General features: G+C 45.5%; 19 protein-coding genes and 2 pseudogenes. 16 read left to right on the top strand and 5 right to left on the bottom strand.

Annotated features, from left to right (window positions below; genetic code table 11):
- Positions 1-71: 71 nt before the first annotated feature.
- Both Bealeia2_RS07075 and Bealeia2_RS07070 read right to left on the bottom strand, forming a co-directional pair.
- Positions 72-218 (bottom strand): hypothetical protein, encoded by a 147-nt coding sequence (locus tag Bealeia2_RS07075; protein WP_331256356.1) that lies wholly within the window; start codon positions 216-218, stop codon positions 72-74.
- Between the two features lie 92 nt (positions 219-310).
- Positions 311-622, bottom strand: a pseudogene (locus Bealeia2_RS07070) (transposase); the annotation flags it as partial.
- Positions 623-696: 74 nt separating this feature from the next.
- On the opposite strand from Bealeia2_RS07070, the gene Bealeia2_RS07065 reads away from it, so the two are divergent.
- Positions 697-1,668 carry an IS701 family transposase gene (locus Bealeia2_RS07065; RefSeq protein ID WP_422388038.1) on the top strand — a complete coding sequence of 324 codons (972 nt, stop codon included), beginning with the start codon at positions 697-699 and terminating at the stop codon, positions 1,666-1,668.
- Here Bealeia2_RS07065 and Bealeia2_RS07060 read toward each other — a convergent pair.
- From Bealeia2_RS07060 to Bealeia2_RS07050, 3 genes are read right to left on the bottom strand one after another with little or no spacing between them, the layout of a single operon-like run.
- Positions 1,665-1,907 (bottom strand): aminopeptidase P family N-terminal domain-containing protein, encoded by a 243-nt coding sequence (locus tag Bealeia2_RS07060; RefSeq protein ID WP_331256355.1) that lies wholly within the window; start codon positions 1,905-1,907, stop codon positions 1,665-1,667. The genes Bealeia2_RS07065 and Bealeia2_RS07060 overlap by 4 nt on opposite strands.
- A complete protein-coding gene (locus Bealeia2_RS07055) occupies positions 1,904-2,785 on the bottom strand; it encodes a 50S ribosomal protein L11 methyltransferase (RefSeq protein WP_331256354.1) in 882 nt (293 codons plus the stop codon). The genes Bealeia2_RS07060 and Bealeia2_RS07055 overlap by 4 nt, the downstream gene beginning before the upstream one ends.
- Entirely contained in the window at positions 2,782-5,019 is a 2,238-nt protein-coding gene (locus Bealeia2_RS07050) for an ATP-dependent helicase (protein ID WP_331256353.1), read from the bottom strand. The genes Bealeia2_RS07055 and Bealeia2_RS07050 overlap by 4 nt, the downstream gene beginning before the upstream one ends.
- A gap of 175 nt (positions 5,020-5,194) precedes the next feature.
- Between Bealeia2_RS07050 and Bealeia2_RS07045 the strand changes: the two genes are divergently transcribed.
- From Bealeia2_RS07045 to rplC, 15 genes and pseudogenes are all read left to right on the top strand, one after another.
- Positions 5,195-6,166 (top strand): IS701 family transposase, encoded by a 972-nt coding sequence (locus tag Bealeia2_RS07045; RefSeq protein ID WP_422388038.1) that lies wholly within the window; start codon positions 5,195-5,197, stop codon positions 6,164-6,166.
- A gap of 208 nt (positions 6,167-6,374) precedes the next feature.
- The gene (gene secE, locus Bealeia2_RS07040) at positions 6,375-6,554 is read left to right on the top strand and encodes a preprotein translocase subunit SecE (RefSeq protein WP_414437867.1); all 180 of its coding nucleotides are present in this window, start codon (positions 6,375-6,377) and stop codon (positions 6,552-6,554) included.
- 9 nt (positions 6,555-6,563) lie between these two features.
- Positions 6,564-7,100 (top strand): transcription termination/antitermination protein NusG, encoded by a 537-nt coding sequence (gene nusG, locus Bealeia2_RS07035; protein ID WP_331256351.1) that lies wholly within the window; start codon positions 6,564-6,566, stop codon positions 7,098-7,100.
- Positions 7,101-7,181: 81 nt separating this feature from the next.
- Positions 7,182-7,610, top strand: a complete 429-nt coding sequence (gene rplK, locus Bealeia2_RS07030; RefSeq protein WP_331256350.1) for a 50S ribosomal protein L11 — start codon at positions 7,182-7,184, stop codon at positions 7,608-7,610.
- Positions 7,611-7,615: 5 nt separating this feature from the next.
- A complete protein-coding gene (rplA, locus tag Bealeia2_RS07025; protein ID WP_331256349.1) occupies positions 7,616-8,308 on the top strand; it encodes a 50S ribosomal protein L1 in 693 nt (230 codons plus the stop codon).
- 263 nt (positions 8,309-8,571) lie between these two features.
- On the top strand, positions 8,572-9,081 hold the full coding sequence (gene rplJ, locus Bealeia2_RS07020; RefSeq protein ID WP_331256348.1) for a 50S ribosomal protein L10: 510 nt from the start codon (positions 8,572-8,574) through the stop codon (positions 9,079-9,081).
- Between the two features lie 28 nt (positions 9,082-9,109).
- Positions 9,110-9,487 carry a 50S ribosomal protein L7/L12 gene (gene rplL, locus Bealeia2_RS07015; RefSeq protein WP_331256347.1) on the top strand — a complete coding sequence of 126 codons (378 nt, stop codon included), beginning with the start codon at positions 9,110-9,112 and terminating at the stop codon, positions 9,485-9,487.
- Between the two features lie 160 nt (positions 9,488-9,647).
- On the top strand, positions 9,648-13,817 hold the full coding sequence (gene rpoB / locus Bealeia2_RS07010; RefSeq protein WP_331256346.1) for a DNA-directed RNA polymerase subunit beta: 4,170 nt from the start codon (positions 9,648-9,650) through the stop codon (positions 13,815-13,817).
- A 73-nt stretch (positions 13,818-13,890) separates the two neighbouring features.
- Positions 13,891-17,988 (top strand): annotated as a pseudogene (rpoC, locus tag Bealeia2_RS07005) (DNA-directed RNA polymerase subunit beta'); the annotation flags it as partial.
- A 290-nt stretch (positions 17,989-18,278) separates the two neighbouring features.
- Positions 18,279-18,650, top strand: a complete 372-nt coding sequence (rpsL, locus tag Bealeia2_RS07000; RefSeq protein ID WP_331256344.1) for a 30S ribosomal protein S12 — start codon at positions 18,279-18,281, stop codon at positions 18,648-18,650.
- A 13-nt stretch (positions 18,651-18,663) separates the two neighbouring features.
- Positions 18,664-19,134 (top strand): 30S ribosomal protein S7, encoded by a 471-nt coding sequence (gene rpsG, locus Bealeia2_RS06995; RefSeq protein WP_331256343.1) that lies wholly within the window; start codon positions 18,664-18,666, stop codon positions 19,132-19,134.
- A 27-nt stretch (positions 19,135-19,161) separates the two neighbouring features.
- Positions 19,162-21,234 (top strand): elongation factor G, encoded by a 2,073-nt coding sequence (fusA, locus tag Bealeia2_RS06990; RefSeq protein ID WP_331256342.1) that lies wholly within the window; start codon positions 19,162-19,164, stop codon positions 21,232-21,234.
- A 30-nt stretch (positions 21,235-21,264) separates the two neighbouring features.
- Positions 21,265-22,455, top strand: coding sequence for an elongation factor Tu (gene tuf, locus Bealeia2_RS06985; RefSeq protein WP_331256166.1), 1,191 nt, complete (start codon positions 21,265-21,267; stop codon positions 22,453-22,455).
- Positions 22,456-22,537: 82 nt separating this feature from the next.
- Positions 22,538-22,846, top strand: a complete 309-nt coding sequence (gene rpsJ / locus Bealeia2_RS06980; RefSeq protein WP_331256341.1) for a 30S ribosomal protein S10 — start codon at positions 22,538-22,540, stop codon at positions 22,844-22,846.
- An 11-nt stretch (positions 22,847-22,857) separates the two neighbouring features.
- Complete coding sequence (gene rplC, locus Bealeia2_RS06975) at positions 22,858-23,622, top strand: 50S ribosomal protein L3 (protein ID WP_414437856.1); 765 nt, start codon at positions 22,858-22,860, stop codon at positions 23,620-23,622.
- Position 23,623 lies beyond the last annotated feature (1 nt).

Raw genomic sequence — 23,623 nt, 5'->3', positions numbered from 1 at the left:
CTTGAACTTGGCCTTTAGGCCAACGAGATACCACGGGGCTTGCCCCGTGGAGGTTCACACCGTGTTGGACTTCATACTTGAATGTGTCCCCCATTTTCGCAAATAATTCTTTGCGCCTCTTGAGAGGGGGTGGATTTTTTGTCTTTGATTAACGTAAGGGATTTTTGAATTTCAGCATCCCACGCCGTTTGAATTTTTTGCCACAATAGTGCTTTCATTTCCTCCTCAAGCCAATGCTGCGCTTGGGATTGCCTTCGTGTCTGCCACTCCCCAGCACGAGTTACGCAGTTTGCAGCAAAAGGGTGGGAATCTAAGCGAAAGACATGAGTTTTGTTATTTCTCTAGAGATATCATGCTTAATAACATCCCACTGCTGCTGATAAAAAGAGAAGCCTCCAGCAAGTCGTCTTTTAAATCTTTGAATCCAAGCCGAAATGGCAAGAAATATATGATTTCTTTGGGCTCGTCCCGTGCGAGACTGACAGCGTTCAAGACCGCATGTTTGCTTTAATTCCCGATGATAAACTTCGATTTTCCAACGCGATTTCATGACCAGTTCAATATGATCACGAGAGGGATTATCCCTATTGGTTCCGATATAATCCGTGCGACCGTTTTTGGCACGAGTTACGCAGTTTGCAGGAGAAGAGAGAAGAGATAAGGTGAGAGGGAATATTTATTAAATGAGAAGAAATGATGTCTCGACACAAATGCACAAAATCACTTTATCGTTCATTTTTACAAGCCAGCAGTGTGCGCTATTCAGGGTTGGCACTTTCGGAGGTGTCACCGATTCCATTGTCGCATGACAGCGTCAATCGATGGTTGAGTTCTAGTGCATTGCGTCCGAGCGGAGTGTGGAATCTTACTCAATCTCTTATTAACAAGAAAGAACCTTGTTTTTTAGTATGTGACGATACAATTTTGGATAAAAATCGGAGCGAGAAGATAGAGCTTGTGCATTATCAGTATTCTGGGAATGCCCATGATGTTATTGCGGGGATAGGTCTTGTCAATTTGGTATGGCATGGCCTGAGGAGTCATGACTCTATTCCTGTTGATTATCGTATTTATGATAAAGCCAGCGATGGCAAAAGCAAGAATGACCATTTCAGGGAAATGTTAAAGCTGGCTCAAGACAGAGGGATAAATCCGGATGACGTGGTTGCAGACGCTTGGTACTCGAGCTTGAATAATCTGAAGGCCATTGAATCCATAGGCTGGACATGGGTGATGGGGTTGAAGAAAAACAGGAAAGTGAATCGTGGAGAAACTCTTGAAAAGCTGGACATTCCAGATGAAGGACTGAAAGTTCACTTACGCGGATATGGATGGATTACTGTTTTCCGGTTTGTTGCCAAAAACGGTCGCACGGATTATATCGGAACCAATAGGGATAATCCCTCTCGTGATCATATTGAACTGGTCATGAAATCGCGTTGGAAAATCGAAGTTTATCATCGGGAATTAAAGCAAACATGCGGTCTTGAACGCTGTCAGTCTCGCACGGGACGAGCCCAAAGAAATCATATATTTCTTGCCATTTCGGCTTGGATTCAAAGATTTAAAAGACGACTTGCTGGAGGCTTCTCTTTTTATCAGCAGCAGTGGGATGTTATTAAGCATGATATCTCTAGAGAAATAACAAAACTCATGTCTTTCGCTTAGATTCCCACCCTTTTGCTGCAAACTGCGTAACTCGTGGTATAGCGACCATCTGTAAAAAACGCAGCTTTTTGATTCATTACGATGGCGGATCCTGCAGATCCTGTAAATCCAGTCAGCCATTGAAGACGTTCTGCATAAGGCCCTACGTACTCACTTTGAAATTCATCCGTGCGAGGGACAAAAAACGCATCCACGCCTTTTTCTTTCAAAACTTTTTGCAATTCCTTGATGCGTGTCATTGAGATCTCTCCATCAAAAGTGTCATCCATTCTTGAATGGGTTTTTCCTCAAGGAGTCGGAATCCTTGGGCTTCATACGCCACAATGACTTGAGGCGCTTGAGTGATGAGAAGTCCTGATAGCACAATCTTGCCGCCTAAAGTCGTATGGATGCGCATATCTCCTGCCATTTCGATCAGTGGACCTGCTAAAATATTGGCGGTGATGATTTCAAAGGGCCCTTCTTCTTTTAAACGAGGAGATGCAAATCCCTCACTTTGAAATGACTGAAGGTGATCATCAAGTTTGTTTAAAATTGCATTTTCTTGAGTGACACGCACTGCTTCAAAATCATTATCACATGCCAAAATAGGGCACGCCCAAAGAGAGGCCATGGCAAGGGCTAAAATGCCAGAACCACATCCCATATCCAAGGCCGTTTTGGGATTAAGTGGTGCTAATTGATCCAAGATCAAAAGACATCCTGCTGTTGTGCTGTGTTGACCCGATCCAAAAGCTGTGGCTGCATCCACTAAAATGGAGTGCATATCCGAGGGGGGTGTTTCTTCCACATGGGATCCATAGACATAAAATTGGCCCAATTTCAACGGCGGGAATTGCTGATAAGTCGCAAGCACCCAATCCTTTTGAGGAACAGGTGTCAAAGAAAATTCAGAGATTTTTGTATCCCATTGATTTTCAAGATTGGAGATTTTTTCTTGGATGAGTTTTGAGGAGGGTTCCTCTTCAAAAATTAGTTCGACCAACCACTCCGAATCTTCATCTTCTCCAATCCACGAAGTGGCTGCTGCCTCGTCTTCAAAAGCTTCAGCGAAGGTTTCAGAAAAAGATGCAGGGCAATAAAAACGAACTTGCCAAAGAGGAGGAGGGGTCATCATGCAGGCTCCACAAAGCTAGCCACAACTTTCTTGAAGCCGGAATGATCAAAAGCAATCTCGAGTTTGTCCCCATCAATGCCTTGAACATAGCCATAGCCAAACTTCATATGAAAAACACGTTTTCCAATTTCAAAAGTTTTTTCTTTGGTCTTTGTAAAAGGAATGACAGGTGATGATTCATACCGCGGATTCGAAACCTGATGGGACCGATTCCCGCGATAAAGTCCGGGTTGTCCGATAATGGTAATATGTTCGTTGGGCAATTCTTGGATAAATCGGGAGGGGAGGCTGGTTTGCCATTGATTGTGAATTCGACGATTGGCGGCATAAGTCACAATCGCAATTTCCCGTGCACGGGTAAGTCCCACATAAGCCAATCGCCGTTCCTCTTGAAGACCTGTAGCCCCATTTTCATCCAAAGACCGGGGATGCGGAAAAAGCGCTTCTTCCCAACCCGCCAAAAAGACGGCTTTAAACTCAAGTCCCTTGGCGCTGTGAAGAGTCATAATACTAACCATTTCTCCCCCAGATTGATTGGCATTTTCCATGACCAAACTGACATGCTCTAAAAATCCAGGAAGCGTTTCAAATTCATCAATGGCGCCGACTAACTCTTTCAAGTTCTCGAGACGCCCTGCGGAATCCGGCGTTTTTTCTTGTTGCCACATTGCGGTATATCCAGATTCATCCAAAACGATGCGGGCAACTTCACCATGGGGAGTTGTCGAAAGTAACGAACGCCACCGTGTCAAATCTCTGAAAAATGTTTGTAGTGATAGCTTCGCCTTGCCTTTGACTTCGTCCGTATCCATCAAGCGATGTGCGGCTTCTGTCATAGAAATTTGTTCAATCCGCGCATACTGATGAAGTGTTTGAAGAGTTGTATTTCCAATGCCACGTCGGGGCGTATTGATAATCCGTTCAAAGGCTAAACTATCTTGAGGTTGTACCAAAATCCTTAAATACGCCAAAGCATCTCGGATTTCTTGGCGCTCATAAAAACGAGGTCCTCCAATAACTTTATAAGGAATTCCTGTTTTGATAAAGCGATCCTCAAACTCACGGGTTTGAAAACCGGCACGGACAAGGATGGCAATATCTGAAAGTTTATAGCCTTTGCGGTGGAAGGATTCAATTTCTTCACCAATTACACGGGCCTCTTCCTCGCCGTCCCAAACACCGCGGACAATGACGGGTTCTCCTTTAGCTTCTGAGGTCCAAAGAGTTTTTCCTAATCGATCGGTGTTTTGAGAAATAAGGGTAGACGCTGCCGCCAAAATATGGGCAGAGGAGCGATAATTTTGCTCTAAGCGAATTACAACGGCGCCCGGAAAATCCTTCTCAAATTTGAGGATGTTTCCCACTTCCGCTCCGCGCCATCCATAGATGGATTGATCGTCATCGCCTACGCAACATATATTTCCATGACCTTGTGCCAAAAGTCGTAACCACAAGTATTGGGCTACGTTGGTATCTTGATACTCATCTACCATGATATACTGAAATTGGTTGCGATAGCGGTTGAGAATATCAGGATGCTCATTGAAAAGTTTTAAATTTAAAAGGAGCAAATCTCCAAAATCCACCGCATTTAAAATCTTCAAGCGAGCTTGATATTCGCGGTAAATTTTCAACGCTATGACTTCGTAACTGTCCGAACGAAATTCGTGACTATTAATTTGATCTGGCAAAAGTGCCCGATCTTTCCAACGGCTGATAATGCCCCCTATAATGCGCGGAGGATATTTTTTATCGTCAATATCCTCGGCCTTCATCAATTGTTTTAAAAGACGCAATTGGTCATCGGCATCTAGAATCGTGAAACTGCTCTGAAGGCCTGCGAGTTCGGCGTGATAACGTAAAATGCGAACGGCAATTGAATGAAACGTCCCGAGCCATAATCCTTCTGTAGGCAATCCTAAGAGATGACTAATTCGCTCCCGCATTTCAAGGGATGCCTTGTTCGTAAAAGTTACTGCCAAAACTTGATGAGGCCGAGCTTTTTGAGAAAGAAGAATATTGGCAAGGCGCGTTATCAGAACTCGTGTTTTTCCTGTTCCTGCACCTGCTAAAACCAAAACGGCGCCGTCAATGGCCTCAACGGCTTGTTTTTGAGGCTCATTTAAAGACGCGTAGGAATTGCGAAAAACCTCAGGAAGTTGGGCGTGAGATACGGGTGTTCTTCCGTATGAATTGGAATCTAACGACATTGCTTGCATAACATTTTGTGACATAGTTGAATTATAACACAGTCTGAAAATTTCCGCGAGAGGGGAATGTAAACGTTTTGTCGAGAGAAGCGCTTCTCAGTGTTAAACATCTTGAGAACTAGTACACGAGTTACGCAGTTTGCAGGAGAAGAGAGAAGAGATAAGGTGAGAGGGAATATTTATTAAATGAGAAGAAATGATGTCTCGACACAAATGCACAAAATCACTTTATCGTTCATTTTTACAAGCCAGCAGTGTGCGCTATTCAGGGTTGGCACTTTCGGAGGTGTCACCGATTCCATTGTCGCATGACAGCGTCAATCGATGGTTGAGTTCTAGTGCATTGCGTCCGAGCGGAGTGTGGAATCTTACTCAATCTCTTATTAACAAGAAAGAACCTTGTTTTTTAGTATGTGACGATACAATTTTGGATAAAAATCGGAGCGAGAAGATAGAGCTTGTGCATTATCAGTATTCTGGGAATGCCCATGATGTTATTGCGGGGATAGGTCTTGTCAATTTGGTATGGCATGGCCTGAGGAGTCATGACTCTATTCCTGTTGATTATCGTATTTATGATAAAGCCAGCGATGGCAAAAGCAAGAATGACCATTTCAGGGAAATGTTAAAGCTGGCTCAAGACAGAGGGATAAATCCGGATGACGTGGTTGCAGACGCTTGGTACTCGAGCTTGAATAATCTGAAGGCCATTGAATCCATAGGCTGGACATGGGTGATGGGGTTGAAGAAAAACAGGAAAGTGAATCGTGGAGAAACTCTTGAAAAGCTGGACATTCCAGATGAAGGACTGAAAGTTCACTTACGCGGATATGGATGGATTACTGTTTTCCGGTTTGTTGCCAAAAACGGTCGCACGGATTATATCGGAACCAATAGGGATAATCCCTCTCGTGATCATATTGAACTGGTCATGAAATCGCGTTGGAAAATCGAAGTTTATCATCGGGAATTAAAGCAAACATGCGGTCTTGAACGCTGTCAGTCTCGCACGGGACGAGCCCAAAGAAATCATATATTTCTTGCCATTTCGGCTTGGATTCAAAGATTTAAAAGACGACTTGCTGGAGGCTTCTCTTTTTATCAGCAGCAGTGGGATGTTATTAAGCATGATATCTCTAGAGAAATAACAAAACTCATGTCTTTCGCTTAGATTCCCACCCTTTTGCTGCAAACTGCGTAACTCGTGTAGTAGACTGATGTGTCGTTTCTAAAAACTGAAAATAATCTATCATCTCCCTAAAATTTTTTCAGAGGATGCGATGGAGGTCACAGCATTTTTTAATTGTCAATTAGAAGATCATCTGTTATGAGGATTGTCCATATGAGAGAAATAAGGTGATACAGTGAAAACAACACCCATGGAATTTGGACGGGAAGTCCGTCAAGAAATCTCGCGCGTGACGTGGCCGACCCGTAAGGAAACTGTCGTGACTACGATTCTCGTGTTCATTATGGTTTTCATTTGTGCGACTTATTTTTTGCTTGTAGACCAAGTGTTGTCTACAGTTGTGAAATACGTTTTAGGGATGTGGGGATAAGAATAGGCGATGTTAAATTCCGCCCTTTGGTATGTTGTAAACGTTTATTCCGGCTTTGAGAAAAAAGTCGCGGATAATATTCGTGAGCAAGCCGAAAAAAAAGGTTTATCGGATCAAATTGAGCAAATATTGGTGCCGACTGAAGAAGTTATTGAAGTGAAGAAAGGCGCAAAAGTTGCGACTGAAAGAAAATTCTTCCCAGGTTATATCCTCATCAAAATGATGATGACGGATGATGCTTGGCATTTGGTCAAAAATACGCCGAAGGTTTCTGGATTTTTGGGGGGGCGGGGTAAGCCCTTCCCGGTGAGTCCTGCAGAAATCGATCGAATTTTGGCGCAAGTTCAAGAAGGTGTGGAGCGTCCTCGTTCTGTTTCTGCTTATGAAATTGGTGAGCAAGTCCGCGTTTGTGATGGGCCATTCTCAACTTTCACGGGTGTGGTAGAGGAAGTGGATCCAGACAAGTCACGTCTCAAGGTTTCTGTTTCAATCTTTGGTCGTGCAACTCCTGTGGATTTGGAATACACGCAAGTTGAAAAAGTTTAGTTAGCGAAATCTAACTATCACCTGCGGGAGGCCTGCCAAAGCCGTACCGCAAACTCTTAATCATTTAAAAGAGGATATATTATGGCAAAAAAAGTTGTTGGATACATTAAACTCCAAATCGGTGCTGGTAAGGCGAATCCGTCTCCGCCCGTAGGACCTGCATTGGGTCAACGTGGTTTGAACATCATGGAATTCTGTAAGGCGTTCAATGCGGCAACGCAAAATATGGAACCAGGTATGCCAATTCCCGTGGTCATTACTGCTTATGCTGATCGTACCTTTAGTTTTGTGACGAAAACTCCACCAAACAGCTATTTCATTAAGAAAGCTGCTGGATTGGCGAAGGGGTCTAAAACCCCAGGACTTGCAAAAGCGGGTCAAATCACAATGAAGCAAGTGCGTGAAATTGCTGAGCTGAAAATGCCAGATTTAAATGCCAATGACATTGAGGCGGCGTCTCAAATGATTATTGGTTCTGCACGTTCAATGGGTATCGAGGTTACGGAGTAAGAATCATGGCAAAAGTTGGAAAACGTTTGAAAAAAGCTTATGAAGGTTTAGATCCAAATAGCATCTACTCCTTAAAAGATGCCTTGAAAATGGTGAAAGAGCGCGCAAAAACAAAGTTTGATGAAACTGTTGAAGTTGCAATCAATCTCAATATCGACCCACGTAAGGCGGATCAAAGTCTTCGCGGTGTGGTTCAGCTTCCTGCGGGAACAGGTAAAGTTCTGCGCGTGGCCGTTTTTGCAAAAGGCGACAAAGTCAAAGAGGCTATGGACGCAGGTGCGGATCTCGTCGGTGCTGATGATTTGGCTGAGAAAATTCAAAATGGTGAAATGAACTTTGATCGTTGCATCGCCACTCCCGATATGATGGGGCTTGTGGGACGATTGGGTAAAGTTTTAGGTCCTCGTGGTTTGATGCCAAACCCAAAATTGGGTACGGTGACCATGGATGTGGCGGAAGCCGTAAAAGCTGCCAAAGGTGGACAAATTGAATTCCGCGCTGAAAAAGCAGGTATTATTCACGCAGGCGTGGGCAAGGCAAGTTTTTCTGAGGCTGATCTTGAGACGAACGTTCGTGCATTGATGGACGCTTTGAACAAAGCTCGCCCTGTGGGAATCAAAGGTGCTTACGTTAAGCGCGTGACACTTTCTTCTACTATGGGTCCTGGCGTTAAGGTTGAGATTGGCGACTTCGCTTAAAACTATTGCTTTTCTAAAATTTGGCTGTATAACAGCAGCCAGGTGAGGCTCATTTTTGAGCCTCAAACCTGTCCAAGACTGTCGGGTCCGAGCAACCGGAGTAATGCGGAAACGCCCCAACACAGACGGGAGAGTCGAGTGAGAGGAAACTCTTAAAGTTCGATTTTCACGGGCAGGAAACGGCAGAGGAGTCTCCTCTGTCTTTTTGTCGTAACCCGGCTCTGATGACTTGCTCATCCGCGCCATAACTATGGAGACGTTCCGTGGATCGTAGCCAAAAAGTAGAACTGGTCTCTACACTTCGCGAAGGCGTCGAAGCCTCTTCCATCGTCATTGTCACTCAACAATTGGGTTTGACAGTTGATGAAGTGAATGATCTTCGTCGTAAAATGCGGAGTGCCGGAGCATCCTACAAAGTGGCCAAAAACACGCTCGTTCGTCTTGCTGTCGAAGGGACACAATGCGCTGCATTGTCATCTCTTTTGACAGGTCCTACAGCAATTGCTTGTTCGCAAGATCCCGTTGGAGTTGCGAAAGTTGCAGTTGAGTTTGCCAATAAAAATGAAAAACTCAAAGTTGTAGGCGGGGTATTTAATGGTCAGACTCTTGACGTGAAAGCGATCGAAAATCTCTCCAAATTGCCTTCCCTTGATGAACTCCGTGCTAAACTTGTGGGTATTATTACAACTCCAGCGACACGTATTGCTGGTGTGGTACAAGCCCCTGCAGGTCAATTAGCCCGCGTTTTTGCCGCTTATGGAAAAACAGCCTAAGAATTGCGAACTTTAAGGAGATATAGAAATGTCTGCAAATCTGGAAAAAATTGTTGATCAACTTTCAGCGCTCACAGTTATTGAAGCTGCTGAACTTTCAAAAATGCTTGAAGAGAAATGGGGCGTTAGTGCCGCTGCTCCTGTTGCTGTAGCTGCTGTTGCAGGTATGGCTGCTGAAGCGCCTGCTGAAGAAAAGACTGAATTCACAGTTGTTTTGTCAGCGGCTGGTGATAAGAAAATTGAAGTGATTAAAGAGGTTCGTGCAATCACTGGCCTTGGTCTGAAAGAAGCGAAAGACCTCGTCGAGGGCGCGCCACAAAACGTCAAAGAAGGCGTTAACAAAGCTGAAGCTGAAGAAATCAAAAAGAAGCTTGAAGCTGCTGGTGCAAAAGTCGAACTCAAGTAATTACTTGATGTTGATATAAGCATTGGAGGGATAATCCCTCCGCATAAATGCGCAGTTTACCGACGTAGGCTATAAGTCTACGTCGGTTCCTGTGTATCTCCACTCGTTGGTTGGGAATTTTGATCGCGGCGCAAGCCACAAAGGAAGTAAAGAGGCATCCATGGCAAGGACTTTAACCGAGCGTAAACGTATCCGTAAAAGCTTCGGGCGTATCCCAGAGGTGGCACCATTGCCCTACCTCATCGAGCTTCAAAAAAGCTCTTATGCAAATTTTATTCAAATGGATGTTTCCCCAGAGGAACGGGAAACAAAAGGGCTTCAAGAAGTCTTTAAATCAATGTTCCCCATCACAGATTTTGCTGATAAGTCCCAACTTGAATTTTATCGATATCACGTTGATCCGCCTAAATACGACGTTGAAGAGTGTAAGCAACGGAGTTTGACTTATGCTGCGCCTTTGCGCGTGACTTTTCGTCTTGTTGTTTGGGACGTTGATGAAGAAACCGGGTCTCGCTCGATCCGTGACATTAAAGAGCAAGATGTTTATATGGGCGATTTGCCCCTCATGACGGACAATGGTACGTTTGTGATCAATGGCAGTGAGCGCGTTGTCGTTTCTCAAATGCACAGATCACCTGGCGTATTTTTCGATCATGACAGCGGAAAAACCCACTCCTCGGGTAAATATTTATTCTCAGCACGTGTGATTCCTTATCGTGGATCTTGGATCGATTTTGAATTCGATGCTAAGGATATTCTTTATGTTCGTATTGATAGAAAACGTAAGCTTCCTGTCTCCACACTTTTAATGGCACTTGACAGTGCCGCTACGCAAGAAAAACGCATTAAACTTGAGAAAAAAGGCGAAAATTTGAATCCTTCTGAGATTCAAGGTATGTCTCGCGAAGAAATTCTCAATGACTTTTATAAAATGGTTGAATATAACCAAACGAAAAAAGGCTGGAAAACTGAATTCAAACCAGACCATCAACGTGTTGGTAAATTGATGCGTGATATCGTCGATGCCAAGACCGGAAAGACGGTTGCGGCTGAAGGTGCGAAGATGAATTTGCGCTTTGCCCGTAAGCTTTATGAAGATGGATTGCGCGAAATTTTGGTCCCGGCTGATGATCTTTTGGGACAATATATTGCTAATGACCTGATAAATGAGACCACCGGTGAAATTTTTGCAGAAGCAGGCGACGAGATTACACCAGAAATTCTTGAACTCTTCGAAGGGGAAGGCATTAAGAAAATCCCAGTGCTTGATATCGATCATATGAATGTTGGGTCTTATCTTCGCAATACACTGGTGATTGACAAGAACAACTCACGTGAAGATGCGTTGATGGATATCTATCGCGTTCTTCGCCCCGGTGAACCACCGACGGTTGAAGGCGCAGAGCTTCTTTTCACAAATCTTTTCTTTAACTCTGAGCGTTATGATCTTTCTGCTGTAGGTCGTGTGAAGATGAACTCTCGTTTGGAATTGGACTGCCCGGATAACGTCCGTGTTCTGAGGAAAGAAGATATTGTTGAGATCGTCCGCGTTCTTTTGGATCTTAAAGATGGTCGTGGGCAAATCGATGATATCGATAACTTGGCAAACCGTCGTGTGCGGTCTGTGGGTGAGCTTCTCGAAAACCAATACCGTTTGGGCTTTAGTCGGATGGAGAGGGCGATTCGTGAGCGCATGAGTTCTGTTGAGATTGATTCCGTCATGCCACATGATTTGATTAACTCTAAACCAGTGGCATCAGCAATTCGTGAATTCTTTGGAACGTCACAATTGTCTCAATTTATGGACCAAGCAAACCCACTTGGTGAAATCAATCACAAGCGTCGTTTATCAGCACTGGGCCCTGGTGGTTTGACACGTGATCGCGCGACTTTTGAAGTTCGCGACGTTCATCCCACTCATTACGGTCGTATTTGCCCGATTGAGACGCCTGAAGGTCCAAACATTGGTTTGATCAACTCGTTGGCGACTTATGCGCGGGTTAACAAATATGGATTTATTGAAAGTCCTTATCGTAAAGTTATTGACGGCAAAGTGACTTCTGAGGCGGTCTATATGACTGCCGTTGAAGAGGGCAAATACGTGATTGCTCAGGCGAACACAGAACTCGACAAGGCGGGTAAATTCGTTTCCGAATTTATTAACTGCCGTAAGGGTGGCGATAGCATGATTGCACCAGCGTCAGAAGTTGATTATATGGACTTGGCGCCAAAGCAGATTGTGTCTGTAGCGGCTTCTTTGATTCCTTTTGTCGAAAATGATGACGCCAACCGTGCTCTTATGGGATCCAACATGCAACGTCAAGCGGTGCCTTTGTTAAGATCTGAAAAGCCATTGGTGGGAACCGGAATGGAACGTGCGGTGGCTCGTGACTCTGGTGTTGCCATTATTGCAAAACGTTCAGGTATTGTTGACCAAGTAGATGCGAAGCGTATCGTTATTCGTGCAACAGACACAGAAGGTACAACGGGGAGCAACGTTGATATTTTCAACCTCGTGAAATTCCAACGCTCCAACGACAAGACTTGTTTGAACCAACGTCCGTTGGTTAAAACCGATGATCGCGTCATGAAAGGCGATATCATTGCCGATGGACCTTGCATGGATATGGGTGAATTGTCTTTGGGTCGAAATGTTTTGATGGCCTTTATGTCTTGGAATGGTTACAACTTTGAGGACTCCATCATTATTTCTGAGCGTATTGCGAGAAACGACGTTTTTACCTCAATTCATATTGATGAATTTGAAGTGGCGGCCCGGGATACGAAATTAGGTAATGAAGAAATCACTCGTGATATTCCGAACGTTGGTGAAGAAGCTCTTCGTCATTTGGACGAAGCGGGAATCGTGTACATTGGTGCGGATGTTAAACCAGGCGACATCTTGGTAGGTAAAGTCACACCCAAAGGTGAATCTCCTTCAACTCCTGAAGAAAAATTGCTGAAGGCGATCTTTGGTGAGAAATCTTCAGATGTGCGTGATACTTCCCTGCGTGTTCCTCCTGGAATTGCAGGTACGGTTGTGGAAGTTCGTGTTTTCTCTCGTCGTGGTATCGATAAGGATGAACGGTCTTTGGCGATTGAGAGGTCTGAAATTGATCGTCTTGCCGGCGACAGAGATGCAGAGCGTTCCATTTTGGATCGTAACTTCTATGCCTCCTTGCAAGAGAAGCTAATCGGACAAAAAGTGGTGTCAGCGCCAGGATCTGTCAAGAAAGGTACGGTTCTTACCCAAGATGTTTTGGATACGTTGTCCAAAGGTCAATGGCGTCAAATCAATGTTGAAGACGACTCAGTCATGTCAGATCTTGAGGCGATTAAACAATACCATGATGAGCGTATTACAGCCCTTCAAGCACGCTTTGAAGATAAGGTCGAGAAAGTCCGTCGTGGCGATGAACTTCAGACCGGTGTTCTTAAGATGGTGAAAGTTTTCATCGCAACAAAGAGAAAACTTCAACCCGGTGATAAGATGGCCGGACGTCACGGAAACAAGGGTGTGGTCTCCAAAGTTGTTCCTTTGGAAGATATGCCTCATTTGGAAGACGGAACACCTGTGGACATTATTTTGAACCCACTGGGTATTCCTTCGCGGATGAACGTGGGGCAGGTTCTTGAGACGCACCTTGGGTGGGCCGCTCATGGTTTGGGCAAAAAAGTGAATGACGCATTGGCGGCCATTGCTAACAATCAGTCGGATATCAAAACACTTCGCGCTACTTTGGACGAAGTTTATGAAGATGACGAAATTGCAACAGACATTAAGGCAATGGATGACATCGAAGTTGTCGAGCTTGCTACAAACTTGACGGATGGTATCCCAATGGCATCTCCCGTTTTTGACGGTGCTCATGAAGTGGATATTAATCATCAATTAAGAAAGGCGGGTCTTGATGCGTCAGGCCAAGTTCAACTTTATGATGGTCGGACGGGTGAGCCCTTTGATCGTAAGGCGACTGTGGGATACATGTACTTGCTCAAGTTACATCACTTGGTCGATGACAAGATCCACGCGCGTTCAGTGGGACCTTACAGCCTTGTGACGCAGCAGCCTCTTGGCGGTAAAGCTCAATTCGGTGGTCAACGTTTTGGAGAAATGGAAGTCTGGGCTCTTGAGGCTTATGGCGCCGCTTATACGCTCCAAGAAATGTTAACCGTCAAATCGGATGACGTTTCAGGCCGTACGAAAGTTTATGAAGCGATGGTTCGCGGTGACGATAACTTTGAATCGGGTGTTCCTGAATCCTTTAACGTTCTTGTTAAGGAATTAAGGTCGCTGGGTCTCAATGTTGATTTTGGATCCAAGATTTAACTAATAGGGGAGGGGACAACCCCTCCCTGATTTTGAAGAAGTTTTGCCTCGGAAGAGGAATGAGGAGAAGAGCATGCGTGAGTTAACAAATTTTTTCGGTCAAGTTGGTAGTCCGCAAAGCTTTGATGATATTGCGATTTCTTTGGCCAGTCCAGAGCGAATTCGTTCTTGGTCATTTGGTGAAATTAAAAAGCCAGAGACGATTAACTATAGAACATTCAAGCCAGAGCGGGATGGTCTTTTCTGTGCGCGTATTTTTGGTCCTGTAAAGGACTATGAATGCTTGTGCGGTAAATACAAGAGGATGAAATATCGGGGTATTATCTGTGAAAAGTGCGGTGTTGAAGTCACTTTGGCGAAGGTTCGTCGTGACCGTATGGGGCACATTGAACTCGCGTCTCCTGTGGCACACATTTGGTTCACAAAGACATTACCAAGCCGTATTGGTCTTCTTTTGGATATGACATTAAAAGATCTTGAAAAGGTACTGTATTTTGAAAGCTACATTGTGACCGAGCCAGGTCTCACACCTTTGAAAAAAGGTCAGCTTTTGTCTGAAGAAGAATTCTATCGTGCGCAAGATGACTATGGCGTTGACGCGTTTTCAGGTGGTATTGGAGCGGAAGCTCTGCGAGACCTTTTGAAGGCGATTGATCTTCTTCCGGAGCAAATTCAACTTCGCGAAGAACTTTATGCTTCAAAGTCTGAAATGCGCCGCAAGAAACTTGTAAAGCGCCTTAAACTGATCGATGCTTTTATTAATTCTAAATCTCGTCCTGAGTGGATGATTATGGAAGTTGTTCCTGTTATTCCTCCAGAATTACGTCCTTTGGTGCCTTTGGATGGTGGTCGATTTGCAACATCAGATCTTAATGATCTTTATCGTCGTGTGATTAACCGTAACAATCGTTTGAAGCGTTTGATCGAACTGCGTGCGCCTGATATTATCGTCCGGAACGAAAAGCGCATGCTTCAGGAATCTGTAGATGCCCTTTTTGATAATGGTCGTCGTGGTCGTGTGATTACGGGAACCAACAAGCGTCCTTTGAAATCTTTGTCCGATATGCTCAAAGGTAAGCAAGGTCGTTTTCGTCAAAACCTTTTGGGTAAGCGTGTAGATTACTCTGGCCGTTCTGTGATCGTCGTTGGCCCTGAGCTCAAACTGCAGCAATGTGGTTTGCCAAAGAAAATGGCACTCGAGCTTTTCAAACCATTTATTTATGCACGCCTTGAGCGCTATGGTTTGGCTAGTACAATTAAAGCGGCGAAACGGATGGTCGAAAAAGAGCGTCCTGAAGTTTGGGATATTTTGGAAGAGGTGATTCGTGAGCATCCCGTTCTTTTGAACCGTGCGCCCACACTTCACCGTTTGGGTATCCAAGCTTTCGAGCCCATTTTGATTGAAGGTAAGGCAATACAACTTCACCCTCTCGTATGTACAGCTTTTAACGCTGACTTCGACGGTGACCAAATGGCGGTTCACGTTCCGTTGTCTTTGGAAGCGCAATTGGAATGCCGTGTTTTGATGATGTCGACCAACAACATTTTGCATCCTGCAAGCGGTAAGCCGATCATTACGCCTTCAAAAGATATCGTTTTGGGGCTTTATTATTTGACCATGGATCGGTCTGGAGCTTTGGGCGAAGGTGGAGTTTACGGATCAATGGCTGAAATTGAGCATGCCATTCATGCCAAGAGTCTTTCCCTCCATGCGAAAATTACAGTTCGTTATGATTGGGTCGATGAGACTGGTAAAAAAACCCTTCAACGCGCTGAGACAACAGCCGGTCGAATGATGCTTTGGAGCATTATGCCACGCCATCATGAGATCTCTTTTGATTATGCGAACCAAACGCAAAAAGCCAAAGAAATCTCAGGCCTTGTTGATATGATTTATCGTCATTGTGGTCAAAAGGATGCTGTGATTTTCTCAGATCGTCTCATGACATTAGGGTTTAAATACGCAGGTCTTTCTGGAATTTCCTTCGGTAAAGATGATCTCGTTGTCCCTGCCGAGAAGAAAAAACTTGTGGCAGATACCCGCGAGAAAGTTGGGGAATTCCAACAACAATATCTGGATGGTTTGATTACACAGGGTGAGCGATATAACAAGGTCACAGATGCTTGGACGAAGTGTACTGAACAAGTTGCGGATGTGATGATTAAAGGTATTTCGACGGCAAAACCAGGTGAAGATCTGAACTCTGTATATGTGATGTCGCACTCTGGTGCCCGTGGTTCCTCGACGCAGATGCGGGCGCTTGCCGCGATGCGCGGTTTGATCGCAAAAACTTCTGGTGAGATTATGGAAAACCCCATTATCTCAAACCTGAAAGAAGGCCTTGACGTGCTTGAGTACTTCAACTCGGCTCACGGTTCGCGTAAAGGTTTGACAGACGTTGCATTAAAAACTGCAAACTCGGGATATCTTACACGTCGTTTGGTGGATGTGGCGCAAGATTGCATCATTATCGAACATGACTGCGGAACGGAAAAAGGAATTTCTGTACGTGCCGTTGTTGAAGGTGGTGAGGTTATCACACCATTGGGTGAGCGCACATTGGGTCGTACAGTCGCCTCAGATATTATCGATGTTTTGACAGGTGACGTGATTGTCCCTCGGGGTGAGTTGGTTCAAGAAGCTGATGTGACTCGAATTGAAAAAACAAATATCGATGAAATTATGATTCGCTCTGTTTTGACATGTGAAACGAAGGACGGTATTTGCTCCAAATGTTATGGTCGCGATCTGGCCCGTGGAACGCTCGTTAGTTTGGGTGAAGCCGTGGGTGTGGTTGCCGCTCAGTCCATTGGTGAACCTGGAACTCAGTTGACGATGCGTACGTTCCACTCTGGTGGTGCGGCACAGCGTTCCATTGAAGAATCGACGATCTCTGCCTCCTATGAGGGTAAAGTTCTCATTCGTAACCGCAGTGTTGTTGCGAATGGCAAGGGACACAATACGGTCATGAGTCGTTACTCGGAATTGACGATTCTAGATGATGCTGGACAAGAGCGTGAGCGCCATAAACTGCCTTATGGTTCAATTCTTTTCGTGGACGATAATGATACTGTCAAAGCCGGTCAGAAATTGGCTGAGTGGGATGCTTACACACTTCCAATCATTACTGAGGTCTCGGGCGTTGTTCACTTCGTGGATCTTGTCGATGGAATCTCCATGCGTGAAGCTTTTGATGAAGCGACTGGTATTACAAGCCGCGTTGTTGCGGACTGGAAGCAGGTGGCGCGAGGCGGTGATTTGAAACCACGTCTTGTTCTTCGCGACGACAAGGGTAAGCCTTTAAACTTCGCAAATGGTGCGGAGGCTCGTTATTTCCTCTCCGTGGATGCGATTTTGAACATTGAAAATGGAGCAACGGTGAATGCCGGTGATGTTATCGCGCGTGTTCCTCGGGAATCTACAAAAACGCGTGATATTACGGGAGGTCTTCCTCGCGTGGCTGAGCTCTTTGAAGCGCGTCGTCCGAAAGACGCGGCTATTATCAGTGAATACGATGGGCGTATTGAATTTGGAAAAGACTTCAAAGCAAAGCGTCGTGTGGTTCTTGTTCCTGATGATGAAACATTGGCTCCTGTTGAATATTTGCTTCCCAAGGGTAAGCATGTTATGGTCCAGGAAGGTGATCGTGTGAAGCGTGGTGACTTGATTATGGATGGTAATATTGTTCCTCATGATCTTTTGAGAATTATGGGTATTGAAGCTCTTGCTCAATATCTCATTAATGAAATCCAAGAAGTTTATCGACTCCAAGGCGTTCCGATTAACGATAAGCACATTGAAGTGATTGTGCGCCAAATGATGCAGAAGATAGAAATTATTGATGCAGGCGAAACAACTTTCCTTGTGGGCGAACAAGTGGATCGTGCGGACTTTGAAGACGAGAATAATCGCGCCATTGCGGAAGGTCACAGACCTGCTCAAGGGCACAAGGTTCTTCAAGGTATTACGAAGGCGTCCCTCCAGACAAAATCATTCTTGTCTGCGGCCTCCTTCCAAGAGACAACGCGCGTTCTGACAGAAGCCGCCGTCTCAGGTAAAGTCGATACTTTGAATGGTCTTAAGGAAAATATTATTGTGGGTCGTTTGATTCCTGTGGGAACAGGAAGTGTGATGAATCGTCTTCGTCATATTGCGAGAGAGCGTGATAAATTCTCGCATACAAGCTTACCTGCGAACGAGGTTGTTGCTATTGAGCATCAGCAAGATGAAGCGCTCGCCCAATCATAAAAAGGGGTGAGTTGATGAGAGTCAAGAAGAATGCTTGACTCTCGCTTCTGGCGACACTAAGATGCCGCCGTCATTTAAAGGGTAAAGTGTGAGGGTTTTATCGTCCTCAACTCGTCCCTAAGGCTAACAAAACCTAAGGGCTTCCTGAAAGGTCGGCTGAGGGTTATGATTTTGTTATCAATTTTGAATAACGTTGAAAGGAAACGGTTTTAATGCCGACGATCAATCAGCTGATCCGCAAGCCGCGGCAGGATAAAGAAAGGCGCAGTAAATCGCCAGCTATGCAGTCAAACCCACAAAAACGTGGCGTTTGTACACGTGTTTTTACAATGACCCCAAAAAAGCCAAACTCGGCTTTGCGTAAGGTTGCACGTATTCGTTTGACGAATGGATATGAAGTTACAGGATATATTCCTGGTGAAGGTCACAACCTTCAAGAGCACAGCGTTGTTCTGATTCGTGGCGGTCGCGTACGCGACTTGCCGGGTGTGCGTTATCACATTGTTCGTGGTGCGCTCGATACCCAAGGAGTTAAAGATCGTCGTCAAAGTCGGTCCCATTATGGTGCCAAACGGCCTAAATAGGAGTTAATAAGGAATGTCACGTCGTCACGCCGCTGAAAAACGCGAAGTTCTCCCCGATCCCAAATTTGGTGATTTGGTTGTTACAAAGTTTATGAACTGCCTCATGTATGAAGGCAAAAAATCTGTTGCTGAGCGCATTGTTTATGGAGCTTTGGATCATATCAAAGCGAAGTCCGGGGGAGATTCTCTTGAGCTGTTTCACAATGCAATCGATAACGTAAAGCCTGCAGTTGAGGTTCGTTCTCGCCGTGTGGGTGGTGCGACTTATCAGGTTCCTGTGGAAGTTCGTCCTATTCGTTCATTGGCGCTTGCCATTCGTTGGCTCATCAATAGCTCCCGTGCGCGGTCAGAAAATACAATGACTGAGCGTTTGGCGCATGAGCTTTTAGATGCTGCAAACAATCGTGGATCCGCTGTTAAAAAGCGAGAAGATACACACAAAATGGCTGATGCAAACCGCGCATTTGCTCACTTCCGTTGGTAATCAGAGAAGGCTTAAGGATCAACCAAAATGGCACGTACGACTCCTATTAATCGCTACCGCAACATTGGCATCATGGCACACATTGATGCGGGTAAAACGACAACGACTGAACGCGTTCTTTATTATACAGGCCGCTCCCACAAAATTGGTGAAGTTCATGAAGGAACTGCTACTATGGACTGGATGGAGCAAGAGCAAGAGCGTGGTATTACAATCACATCTGCAGCAACAACCTGTTTCTGGAACGACCACCGAATTAACATTATCGATACGCCTGGCCACGTTGATTTCACCATTGAAGTTGAGCGTTCTTTGCGCGTGCTTGATGGTGCCGTTGCAGTCTTTGATAGCGTCGCTGGCGTTGAGCCTCAATCTGAAACGGTATGGCGCCAAGCTGACAAATATCATGTTCCCCGGATTTGTTTTGTGAACAAAATGGACCGAACAGGTGCCAATTTCTTCCGGACAGTGGATATGATTATTGATCGTTTGGGAGCAACGCCTCTTGTGATTCAACTTCCCATCGGTGTTGAAGCCGACTTTGTAGGAATCGTTGACCTTGTGAAGATGAAAGCCTTCCGTTGGTTAGATGAAAGCTTGGGCGCAAAATTTGTTGAAGAAGACATCCCCGCCAATATGAAAGAGCAAGCAGAAGACTACCGCGCGAAGTTAGTTGAGCTTGCTGTTGAGCAAGATGATGCTGCTTTGGAAGCGTACCTTGGTGGAGAAGAGCCTTCCGAAGAAGTTCTCAAAAAGTGCATTCGTAAAGGAACTATTGCGGCAGCATTTGTGCCAGTTCTTTGTGGTTCTGCGTTTAAAAATAAAGGCGTTCAACCACTTCTTGATGCGGTTATTGATTTCTTGCCATCCCCTCTCGATGTTCCCCCGGTTATGGGTGAGAATTCAAAGGGCGTTGAAGAAGTTCGTAAGCCTGAGGATGATCAGCCCTTCAGCGGTTTAGCCTTTAAAATTATGACAGATCCCTTTGTCGGATCTTTAACATTCGTTCGTATTTATTCTGGAACGCTTCAATCCGGTTCTTATGTTATGAACTCTGTAAAAGACGAGCGTGAGCGCGTGGGTCGTATGCTTTTGATGCATGCAAACTCTCGTGAAGATATTAAAGAAGCACATGCGGGTGATATCGTAGCTCTTTGTGGTTTGAAAGATACCACAACTGGTGAAACCCTTTGTGATACAGTGAAGCCCGTGATTCTAGAACGTATGATTTTCCCGGAGCCAGTGATTGAAGTGGCTGTTGAACCTAAGACAAAAGCTGACCAAGAAAAAATGGGCCTTGCTTTATCTCGTTTGGCAACGGAAGATCCTTCTTTCCGTGTTTCTACAGATCATGAATCTGGTCAGACGATTATTAAAGGGATGGGCGAGCTCCATCTTGAAATCATCGTGGATCGTATGAGGCGTGAGTTTAAAGTTGAAGCGAACGTCGGTGCGCCTCAAGTAGCCTATCGCGAGACGATTACGAAGACTGCTGAAGTTGATTATACCCACAAAAAACAAAGTGGTGGTTCCGGTCAATTCGCGCGTATTAAACTTCGTTTTGAACCTCAAGATCCTGGATTTGGTTATGAATTTGCGAGTGCCATTGTGGGTGGTGCGGTACCTAAAGAATTCATCCCCGGTGTTGAAAAAGGGCTTCGTACAGCCACTGAAACTGGTGTGATTGCAGGATTTCCTGTAATCGACTATAAAGTTACACTGTTTGATGGTGCGTACCATGATGTGGACTCCAGCGTTTTGGCCTTCGAAATTGCAGCAAGAGCTGCGTTCCGCGAAGGTATCGCAAAATCAGAGCCACGTCTTCTTGAGCCGATCATGAACGTTGAAGTTGTGACGCCTGAAGATTATATGGGTGATATTATCGGTGACTTGAATAGTCGTCGCGGTCAGGTGTCGGGTATGGATCAACGGGGTAATGCACGTGTGATTAATGCCATGGTGCCATTGGCTTCCATGTTTGGTTATGTGAACACATTGCGCTCCATGAGCCAAGGACGTGCACAATTCACCATGCAGTTTGATCACTATGAACAAGTCCCGACTCATATCGCGGACGAAGTTCGGGCGAAATTGGGTTAATTTAAATCTTAGCTGAAACGGAGACAAAAGATGAGCAAAGAGAAATTTGAGCGGACGAAGCCGCACTGTAACATTGGAACGATTGGTCACGTTGACCACGGGAAAACGACGCTGACCGCTGCGATTACGAAAGTTTTGGCAGAGACAGGTGGAGCTGTTTTCCGAGGCTATGATCAAATTGACGCGGCGCCTGAAGAGCGTGCACGTGGAATCACGATCAACACTGCCCACGTTGAGTACGAAACAGCCGACCGCCACTATGCTCACGTAGACTGTCCAGGTCACGCCGACTATGTGAAAAACATGATCACGGGAGCCGCGCAAATGGACGGTGCGATTCTCGTTGTAAACGCAGCCGATGGCCCCATGCCACAAACGCGCGAGCACATTCTTTTGGCGCGTCAGGTTGGCGTTCCTGCTCTTGTTGTGTATTTGAACAAAGTCGACATGGTGGATGACGAGGAACTTTTGGATCTCGTTGAGCTTGAAGTGCGTGAGCTTCTCTCAAGCTATGACTTCCCAGGCGATGATATTCCGATCATTAAAGGCTCGGCTTTGGCCGCACTTGAAGGTCGCGATGACCCAATTGGAAAAGATTCCATTTTGCGTTTGATGACGGCTGTGGATACGTACATTCCTCAACCTGACCGTCCTGTCGACAAGCCTTTCTTGATGCCAATTGAGGACGTGCTTTCGATTTCCGGTCGTGGAACGGTTGTCACAGGCCGTATCGAAACGGGTATCGTCAAAGTGGGTGAAGAAGTTGAAATCGTTGGAATTAAACCAACTATGAAGACAACTGTAACTGGCGTTGAAATGTTCCGTAAGCTCCTTGATCAAGGACAAGCAGGCGACAACGTGGGTGCTCTTTTGCGCGGAACCAAGCGTGAAGATGTTGAGCGTGGCCAAGTTTTGGCGAAGCCCGGCTCGATCACACCACACACAGAATTCGAGTGTGAAGCCTACATTCTCAAAAAGGAAGAAGGCGGCCGTCACACCCCATTTTTTGGCAACTATCGTCCGCAATTTTATTTCCGGACAACGGACGTGACGGGAACTGTAAAGCTTCCGGAAGGCGTTGAGATGGTCATGCCAGGAGACAACGTTCGTATGATCGTGGAGCTGATTGCACCGATTGCTATGGACGACGGACTTCGTTTTGCAATTCGTGAAGGTGGCCGTACTGTTGGCGCCGGAGTCGTTGCCAAAATTTTGAAGTAAATAATACTGGACAGAAACCAATGCGTCAGCTACTAAGCTGACGCACGTTTCATTAAAAAGGCAGCAGCCTTGAGAGGTAACAATGAGTAACAATAAGATTAGAATTCGCTTGAGAGCGTTTGACTACCGCGTTCTCGACCAATCGACAAGCGAGATTGTGAACACAGCGAAGCGCACAGGTGCGACGGTCTACGGACCTATTCCCCTTCCCACACGTATTGAGCGTTTTACCGTAAACCGTTCTCCTCACATTGACAAAAAGTCTCGTGAGCAGTTCGAGATGCGGACCCATAAGCGAGTCCTCGACATCGCTGATTGGTCACCTCAGACGGTTGATGCTTTGATGAAGCTCGACCTTGCTGCGGGTGTTGACGTTGATATTAAACTTTAAGAGGCGGTAAGATGCGTACAGGACTTATTGCTGAAAAGGTTGGAATGACAAGACTCTTGACCTCAACAGGCGAGCACATTCCCATGACCTTGCTCAAGGTTGATAACTGCCAGGTGGTAGCAACTAAGACGAAAGAAACCGACGGTTACACAGCCATTCAATTGGGTGTCAAAGCCGCTAAAGTTAAAAATGTAACCAAAGCCATGCGTGGCCATTTTGCGAAAGCGAAAGTAACGCCAAAAGCAAAGCTTGCTGAATTCCGCGTGGCCGAAGATGCTCTTTTGAACGTGGGTGATGAGATCACTGCGGATCATTTCATTGTGGGCCAAAAGGTCGATGTGACAGGTATCTCTATCGGTAAAGGTTTTGCCGGTGTTATGAAGCGCTGGAATTTCGGTGGTCTTCGGGCGAGCCACGGTGTATCCGTATCTCACCGTAGTCATGGTTCGACAGGTCAACGCCAAGATCCAGGTAAGGTCTTCAAAGGTAAGAAGATGGCCGGACACTTGGGTACAGATCGCGTGACAGTTCAAAATCTCGAAGTTGTCTTTGTTGATTCTGAGCAAGGTCTTGTTGGTCTTCGGGGTGCTGTTCCTGGAAATCCCGGTGGTTTCATTTTGGTTCGTGATGCGATTAAAAAGTCACCTCCCAAAGATATTCCTTATCCCGCGGCTGTTAAAGCTGCACCTGTTAAAGAGATCCCAGCGCCGGCTTCTGAAGTGAAAAGGGAAGAAGTGTCTGCTGAGTCTTCAACTCCTGAAAATGGAGAGGCGTAAT

The organism is Candidatus Bealeia paramacronuclearis, assembly GCF_035607555.1.
Lineage (GTDB): Bacteria > Pseudomonadota > Alphaproteobacteria > UBA9655 > UBA9655 > Bealeia > Bealeia paramacronuclearis.
Note: the sequence above shows the minus strand (reverse complement) of the source record. Positions and strands in the feature narration are given on the sequence as shown.

Excerpts from the sequence above, each read along its gene's own strand:
- Bealeia2_RS07075 (WP_331256356.1), bottom strand. The coding sequence starts at position 218 with ATGAAAGCACTATTGTGGCAAAAAATTCAAACGGCGTGGGATGCTGAA.
- Bealeia2_RS07065 (WP_422388038.1), top strand. The coding sequence starts at position 697 with ATGTCTCGACACAAATGCACAAAATCACTTTATCGTTCATTTTTACAA.
- Bealeia2_RS07060 (WP_331256355.1), bottom strand. The coding sequence starts at position 1,907 with ATGACACGCATCAAGGAATTGCAAAAAGTTTTGAAAGAAAAAGGCGTG.
- Bealeia2_RS07055 (WP_331256354.1), bottom strand. The coding sequence starts at position 2,785 with ATGATGACCCCTCCTCCTCTTTGGCAAGTTCGTTTTTATTGCCCTGCA.
- Bealeia2_RS07050 (WP_331256353.1), bottom strand. The coding sequence starts at position 5,019 with ATGTCACAAAATGTTATGCAAGCAATGTCGTTAGATTCCAATTCATAC.
- Bealeia2_RS07045 (WP_422388038.1), top strand. The coding sequence starts at position 5,195 with ATGTCTCGACACAAATGCACAAAATCACTTTATCGTTCATTTTTACAA.
- secE (WP_414437867.1), top strand. The coding sequence starts at position 6,375 with ATGGAATTTGGACGGGAAGTCCGTCAAGAAATCTCGCGCGTGACGTGG.
- nusG (WP_331256351.1), top strand. The coding sequence starts at position 6,564 with ATGTTAAATTCCGCCCTTTGGTATGTTGTAAACGTTTATTCCGGCTTT.
- rplK (WP_331256350.1), top strand. The coding sequence starts at position 7,182 with ATGGCAAAAAAAGTTGTTGGATACATTAAACTCCAAATCGGTGCTGGT.
- rplA (WP_331256349.1), top strand. The coding sequence starts at position 7,616 with ATGGCAAAAGTTGGAAAACGTTTGAAAAAAGCTTATGAAGGTTTAGAT.
- rplL (WP_331256347.1), top strand. The coding sequence starts at position 9,110 with ATGTCTGCAAATCTGGAAAAAATTGTTGATCAACTTTCAGCGCTCACA.
- rpoB (WP_331256346.1), top strand. The coding sequence starts at position 9,648 with ATGGCAAGGACTTTAACCGAGCGTAAACGTATCCGTAAAAGCTTCGGG.
- rpsL (WP_331256344.1), top strand. The coding sequence starts at position 18,279 with ATGCCGACGATCAATCAGCTGATCCGCAAGCCGCGGCAGGATAAAGAA.
- rpsG (WP_331256343.1), top strand. The coding sequence starts at position 18,664 with ATGTCACGTCGTCACGCCGCTGAAAAACGCGAAGTTCTCCCCGATCCC.
- fusA (WP_331256342.1), top strand. The coding sequence starts at position 19,162 with ATGGCACGTACGACTCCTATTAATCGCTACCGCAACATTGGCATCATG.
- tuf (WP_331256166.1), top strand. The coding sequence starts at position 21,265 with ATGAGCAAAGAGAAATTTGAGCGGACGAAGCCGCACTGTAACATTGGA.
- rpsJ (WP_331256341.1), top strand. The coding sequence starts at position 22,538 with ATGAGTAACAATAAGATTAGAATTCGCTTGAGAGCGTTTGACTACCGC.
- rplC (WP_414437856.1), top strand. The coding sequence starts at position 22,858 with ATGCGTACAGGACTTATTGCTGAAAAGGTTGGAATGACAAGACTCTTG.